This window comes from Caulobacter sp. D5, from assembly GCF_003185805.1.
Classification (GTDB): Bacteria; Pseudomonadota; Alphaproteobacteria; order Caulobacterales; family Caulobacteraceae; genus Caulobacter.
The window spans coordinates 1-6,088 of the sequence record NZ_QHJY01000173.1; the positions used below are offsets into that span (position 1 = coordinate 1).

Annotated in this window: 7 protein-coding genes; 2 read left to right on the top strand and 5 right to left on the bottom strand. The window is 69.4% G+C overall.

What is annotated here, in order from left to right; translation table 11 throughout:
* Positions 1-16 precede the first annotated feature (16 nt).
* From DMC18_RS12635 to DMC18_RS12650, 3 genes are all read right to left on the bottom strand, one after another.
* Positions 17-619: a hypothetical protein gene (locus DMC18_RS12635; RefSeq protein ID WP_110132975.1), complete on the bottom strand. Its 603-nt coding sequence runs from the start codon at positions 617-619 to the stop codon at positions 17-19.
* A gap of 123 nt (positions 620-742) precedes the next feature.
* A complete protein-coding gene (locus DMC18_RS12640; protein ID WP_110121698.1) occupies positions 743-1,789 on the bottom strand; it encodes an aspartate-semialdehyde dehydrogenase in 1,047 nt (348 codons plus the stop codon).
* Positions 1,790-2,173: 384 nt separating this feature from the next.
* Positions 2,174-2,845, bottom strand: coding sequence for a glutathione S-transferase family protein (locus DMC18_RS12650; RefSeq protein WP_110121699.1), 672 nt, complete (start codon positions 2,843-2,845; stop codon positions 2,174-2,176).
* A 133-nt stretch (positions 2,846-2,978) separates the two neighbouring features.
* Here DMC18_RS12650 and DMC18_RS12655 point away from each other — a divergent pair, with 133 nt between their 5' ends.
* Positions 2,979-4,019, top strand: a complete 1,041-nt coding sequence (locus tag DMC18_RS12655) for a ribonucleotide-diphosphate reductase subunit beta (protein ID WP_110121697.1) — start codon at positions 2,979-2,981, stop codon at positions 4,017-4,019.
* A 72-nt stretch (positions 4,020-4,091) separates the two neighbouring features.
* Positions 4,092-4,958 (top strand): 2-dehydropantoate 2-reductase, encoded by an 867-nt coding sequence (locus DMC18_RS26570; RefSeq protein ID WP_199228595.1) that lies wholly within the window; start codon positions 4,092-4,094, stop codon positions 4,956-4,958.
* Here the strand turns inward: DMC18_RS26570 and DMC18_RS12665 are convergent.
* Together DMC18_RS12665 and DMC18_RS12670 are read right to left on the bottom strand one after the other, a co-directional pair.
* Positions 4,955-5,386, bottom strand: coding sequence for a YidB family protein (locus tag DMC18_RS12665; protein ID WP_233245358.1), 432 nt, complete (start codon positions 5,384-5,386; stop codon positions 4,955-4,957). The two genes, DMC18_RS26570 and DMC18_RS12665, sit on opposite strands and share 4 nt — an antisense overlap.
* Before the next feature lie 90 nt (positions 5,387-5,476).
* Entirely contained in the window at positions 5,477-5,908 is a 432-nt protein-coding gene (locus tag DMC18_RS12670; RefSeq protein ID WP_110121694.1) for a DUF6491 family protein, read from the bottom strand.
* Positions 5,909-6,088 lie beyond the last annotated feature (180 nt).

Sequence of the window (6,088 nt, forward strand, 5' to 3'; positions counted from 1 at the left end):
AGAGAGAGGGGGTCTTTTACCCCGCCGCCTTGCCGTAGGCGCTGATCGCCGCCGCCATTTCGGGCGTGGCTTCGACCGTCGGTGCGGCGGTCGCCTCCGGCGCGGCGCCGGCCAGGCGGGCCTGGGCTTCGGGCGAGAGGGTGACGGTGTCGCGCGGCGTGGCCGAGGGCTGGGCGGCGTCGCGGTCGGACTGCAGGCGGGCGCGGTAGTCGCCGACGCTGGCCGGACCCTTGGCGCCGGGCGCCCCGACCTGCAGCGAGGCGACGATGGTCTGGTCGGTTTCCGACAGGCCGTCGAAGGCGTCGAGCGCCTTCTGCTGGGGAACCGGCGGGGCGGCGTCGGAGCCGGCCCAGGCGGCCTTGGTGAAGGTGTTCAGCGCCGACTGCACGGTCTTGGCGAAGGGCGACTCGTTGAGCGCCTGGGACAGGCCCGCGCGCTCGCCGTGGCCCGCGCCGGCCCAGCGGTCGGCCAGGGCGTGATAGGCGCCCAGCTGCTGGTCCAGTCCGACCGATCCCGTGGTGTCGTTGAGCGCGGCCGTCGCCGCGGCCGTCCCGCCGGGATAGGCGACGGGGGCGGCGAAAGCGCCCGTGTCGGTGGTCGAAAGCTGCGAAATCTTCATCCTGCCGACAGCCATCGCGCCCGCGCGGTGAAGAGGGGATGAACGCTCATCCTAGGGCTGCGCGGCATGCTGTCGCGCCTGGAGCAGGGGCCCCCGCCGCGCGGCGGGAGCCCCCTTTCGGCCTCAGCCGCCGACCAGCACCTCGGCCACCTGCACGGCGTTCAGCGCCGCACCCTTGCGCAGGTTGTCGCCCACGACGAAGAGCGCCAGACCGTGTTCGACCGTCGGGTCGGGGCGCACACGGCCCACGAACACCGGGTCCTGGCCGGTGGCGGCGAGCGGATTGGGCACGTCGTCCAGCACCACGCCCGGCGCATTGCCCAGCAGCTCCAGGGCCTCGGCCACCGAGATCGGCCGCTCGAACTCGGCGTTGATCGAGAGGGCGTGGCCCGAGAACACCGGCACCCGCACGCAGGTGCCGCTGACCGGCAGTTGCGGCAGGCCCAGGATCTTGCGGCTCTCGTCGCGCAGCTTCAGCTCTTCCTCGGTATAGCCGTCCTCGCCCAGCACGTAGTTCAGCGGCACCACGTTGTAGGCTAGGGGCACGGCCCACTTCTGCGGCTCGGGCAGGGGGGCGGCGTCCGGCGACAGGGCCAGGCCGTCGAGGTCGCCGGCCGCGCCGGCCTGCACCTGCTCGGACAGCACCCGGATGCCCTCGACCCCGCCGCCGGAGGCGGCCTGGTAGGTGCTGACGGTCAGGCGCTTGAGACCGGCGCGATCGTGCAGCGGCTTCAGGGCCGGCATGGCGGCCATGGTGGTGCAGTTGGGGTTGGCGACGATGCCCTTGGGGATGTTCGCCAGGGCGTCGGGGTTCACCTCCGACACCACCAGCGGCACGTCCGGGTCGCTGCGCCAGGCCGAGGAGTTGTCGATGACGATCGCCCCGGCCGCGGCGGCCTTGGGGGCCAGCTCGCGCGAGGTGTCGCCGCCGGCCGAGAAGAACACGATGTCGAGGCCGGCGAAGTCGGCGCTGGCGGCGTCTTCGACGGTCACCGATCCGTCCTTCCAGGCCAGGGCCTGGCCGGCCGAGCGGGCCGAGGCGAACACGCGCAGGGAGGCCAGCGGGAAGTCGCGCTCGGCCAGCAGCTTCAGCATCATGCCGCCCACCAGGCCGGTGGCGCCGACGACGCCGACATGGGGAGGGTTCGAACGGGAAAACTTGGGGCTCATGGTGGTGCGTCTCCTGGTGATGTGGAGCGCGGGGAGCCGTCAGATCTCGTGGTCAAGAGAGCCGCCCCGCGCAGTGCGGGGCTGGTCTGGGGATGCTTGCGTCAGATCGCGCGCATACCCGCCGCCCCGCCGAAGCGGGTCGTTTTGCGGGTAATAATTTTGGTCGCGGCCAATTGCATCGAGCGGGTTGATAGCGGGCAAGCGTGGCCGCGTAAAGGGATCCCTCTCCCCTTGCGGGAGAGGGGGGCCTGCGAAGGAGGTCGGGTGAGGGGTCTCTCAGACCGATCCGCTGCGGCGGCGGTAAGGTCGGGCGAGGTGGTTTTCGTTTGAGAGACCCCTCATCCGTCGCCTACGGCGCCACCTTCTCCCGCAAGGGGAGAAGGATCAGGTTTGCGCCCCCTTGCTCTCCCAGCCGTCCACGAACGGGAAGCGCTTTTCCCAGAACCCCGCCAGCCGCGGATCGGCGTCCACCCGCCGCACTACGTCGGCCATCTTCGGCGCGCGGTCGTAGAACCGCACGCGGCGCGAGCCCCAGCGGCTGACGACGGCGACATAGAGGTCGAGCACGGTCAGCTCGTCGCCGAGGATGTAGGCGCCCGGCTCGACCTGGGCGTCCATCATCGCCCAGCAGTCGGCGATGCGGTCGGCGGTGGCGGCCTTGACGCGGGCCTGGGCTTCGGGATCGGGGCCGGCCAGCCGCGAGGGATCGTCGCGCACCCAGAACAGCGAATAGATCGAGGCCGGGATGAAGGTCATCCAGCGCAGGAACTGCCCCCGGCGCGGATCGCCGATCCCCGGCCCCAGCCGCGCCTCGGGATGGTTGTCGGCCAGCCAGATCAGGATCGCCGCGCTTTCGGTGATCGTCTCGCCGTCGGGGGTGACAAGGGCCGGGATCTGCTTCATCGGATTGACGCCGACGACCTTGGCCTGCTGGGCCGCGCCCTCCCAGGTGGGCGCCTCGATGACCGTGTAGGGCTGCCCCAATAGGGTCAAAGTCGCTTCGACGGGGACCGAGCCCGAGCCAAGCGCGCCATAGATGGTGTAAGCTCGATTCATCATTGGTTACCCATTCTGCCCACAACATCTTGTGTGCTGAGACAATCTGACCACTAGATGAGGCGGAGCGCCCTGCGCTATCTAGATCCTACCCCGCCGCTCGATTCGCGTCCGCCCGCTCTGGAGACCGCCCATGTCCGCCTCGCTGATCACCACGCCCGGCCTCATGATCCCTTCGGGCGGCTACAAGCCCTTCCGCTATCCCTGGGCCTATGACTTCTGGAAGAAGCAGCAGCAGGTCCACTGGATGCCGGAAGAGGTGCCGCTGGGCGAGGACCTCAAGGACTGGGCCGTCAAGCTGAACGACAAGGAGCGCAATCTGCTGACGCAGATCTTCCGCTTCTTCACCCAGTCCGACGTCGAGGTGCAGGACAACTACATGGAGCGCTACGGTCGGGTGTTCAAACCGACCGAGGTGAAGATGATGCTGGCCTCGTTCGCGAACATGGAGACGATCCATATCGCGGCCTACGCCCTGCTCCTCGAGACCATCGGCATGCCCGAGACCGAGTTCTCGGCGTTCATGGAATACGAGGCCATGAAGGCCAAGCACGACTACATGCAGACCTTCGGCGTCGACAGCCACGCCGACATCGCCCGCACGCTGGCCATGTTCGGCGGCTTCACCGAGGGCCTGCAGCTGTTCGCCTCGTTCGCGATGCTGATGAACTTCCCGCGCTTCAACAAGATGAAGGGCATGGGCCAGATCGTCTCGTGGTCGATCCGCGACGAGAGCCTGCACTGCGACGGCATCATCAAGCTGTACCACGCGTTCAACAAGGAGACCGGCGCGGTCACCAAGAGCGTGGCCGACGACATCGTCGACTGCTGCAAGACCGTGGTCGGCATGGAGGACAACTTCATCGACCTGGCCTTCGAGGCCGGCGACATCCAGGGCATGACGCCCGACGACATCAAGCAGTACATCCGCTTCGTCGCCGACTGGCGCCTGCGCCAGCTGGACCTGCCGGAAGTCTACGGCGTGAAGGAAAACCCGCTGCCGTGGCTGCAGGCCCTGCTCAGCGGCGTCGAGCACGCCAACTTCTTCGAGGCCCGCGCCACGGAATATTCCAAGGCCGCGACCAAGGGCCAGTGGCACGGCGCCGACGGCGTGTGGTCCAGCTTCGAGGCCATGCTCCAGAAGCGCACCGACATCGTTTCGGCCGACCACTAGTCGCCGAACCGTCGTGACGAGATTGACGCCGCCCGCTAAGCCGGGCGGCGTTTTTCGTTCTGGAGAGCCTGTATGCGCATCGCGGTGATCGGTCCCGGCGCGGTCGGCGGGACCCTGGCGGCCTGGCTCGGCCAGGTCCACGACGTGACCCTGTGCGCCCGCACCGCCTTCGAACGACTGGAAGTCGAGACGCCGGAACGGACGCTGGTCGCCACGCCGACGGTGCTGACCGATCCGGCGGAGGCCGCGCCCCACGACTGGGTGCTGGTCACCACCAAAACCTATGACGCCGCCGGCGCGGCCGCCTGGCTGGCCGGACTGGTCGGCCCGCAGACGCGGGTGGCGGTGCTGCAGAACGGCGTCGAGCATGTCGAGCGCTTCAGCTCCTACCTGCCGGCCGAGCGCATCGTGCCGGCGGTGGTCGACATCCCGGCCGAACGCACCGCGCCCGGCGTGATCCGCCAGCGGCGCCTGGGCTGGATCAAGGTTCCGGCCGGGGCGGCGGGCGAGGCCTTCGCCGGCCTCCTGGCCCATACGCCGATCGAGGTTTCCACCACCGACGACTTCAGGACCGTCGCCTGGCGCAAGCTGGCCCTCAACTGCGCCGGCGCCGTCAGCGCCCTGACCCTGAAGCCGGCCGGGATCGCCCGCCGCGACGACGTCGCCGCGATCATGCGCGACCTGGCGGCCGAATGCGTCGCCGTCGGCCGCGCGGAAGGCGCCGACCTGCCGCTCGACCTTCCGGACGAAGTGGTGGCGGGCTATCGCGCCAGCCCGCCGGACGGGATCAACTCCCTGCACGCCGACCGCCTGGCCGGCCGCCCCATGGAGATCGACGCCCGCAACGGCGTCATCGCCCGCAAGGGCGCCGCCCACGGGATCGCCACGCCGGTCAATGCGATGGTCGTGGTGCTGCTGGCGGCGGCGGGCGAGCCCTAGCTCTTCAGGAAGCCGCCCAGCAGGTCGCCGACCGCGCCGCCGATGCCCTCGTCGGGCAGCTTGCCGCCCGGGGTCAGCTGGTCGACGAGGCCGGGCAGGATCTCCGACAGCTTGGCGGCCGCCGTCTGCGGATCGACGCCCAGCTTCTCGGCGAACTGGCCGACGGCGCCCGAGCCGAGCACGGCCTGGATCTGTTCGGCCGAGACCGGCAGGTTGTGGCCGCTGGCGACCCACGACTGGGCGACTTCGCCCAGGCCGCCCTTCTGGAAGGCGTCGACGAGGCCGCCGACCCCGCCGGCCACGCCCAGGCTCTTGACCGCTTCGGCCAGGTCGCCCTGGCCGCCCAGCAGACCCGTCAGATTGTCCAGCAGACCCATGGTGTCGCTCCGCTCGATCGCCGGTCCGTCGTGGACCCGACGTTGCAGCATTAAGAGCCCGGACCCGGCGAGCGGCCAAGAGAAAAGGCGCGGACCCTGCGATCCGCGCCTTTCACGAAAGAGCGATGGAGAGGCCGTCGGCTACGGCCGGTCCTTCTTGGGGATGGCGGCGATCTCTTCCGGCGTCAGCTTGGTGATGGTCTTGGCGCGGATCGGCATGGCGAAGCCGCTGCTGTCGGAGACCTTGAGGTCCAGGTCGATCGGGTTGCAAACGGTGTCGATGCCGCGGACGGTCGAGATCAGGAAGTTGCCCGGCCAGGTCAGCTGGTTGCTGCCCCAGGCGAGATCCACCTTGTAGACGTCGCGATTGCGCACCTTCATGTAGAGGGTGTTCTTGTCGGGGGCGCTCCAGCCCTGCCAGTCCGACAGCTGGAAGCACTGGCGCTGGGCCTTCTGCGGCGCGGCGGCGGTTTCTTCGGGGCTGTTGGCGGCCAGAGCCGGGGCCGCGAGAAGCGCGCCGGCCAGGCCGACCCCGACCAGAGCGGCTTGGGCGATGGTTTTCAGCTTGACCATGGCGTTCGTCCTTACAGTCCCTCTCGCGAAAGATTGGGCCTGGCGAGGCCGCCGTCAATGGTCGACGCGTCCCATTTTTGGGCCGGGGAGGGGGCAGGTTTCCCTCGCGGATGATCCACGACCCCCAAACCGTAAAACCCCCGCGAAAGCGGGGGCCCAGGCTTTTTATCGTAGAGCGCG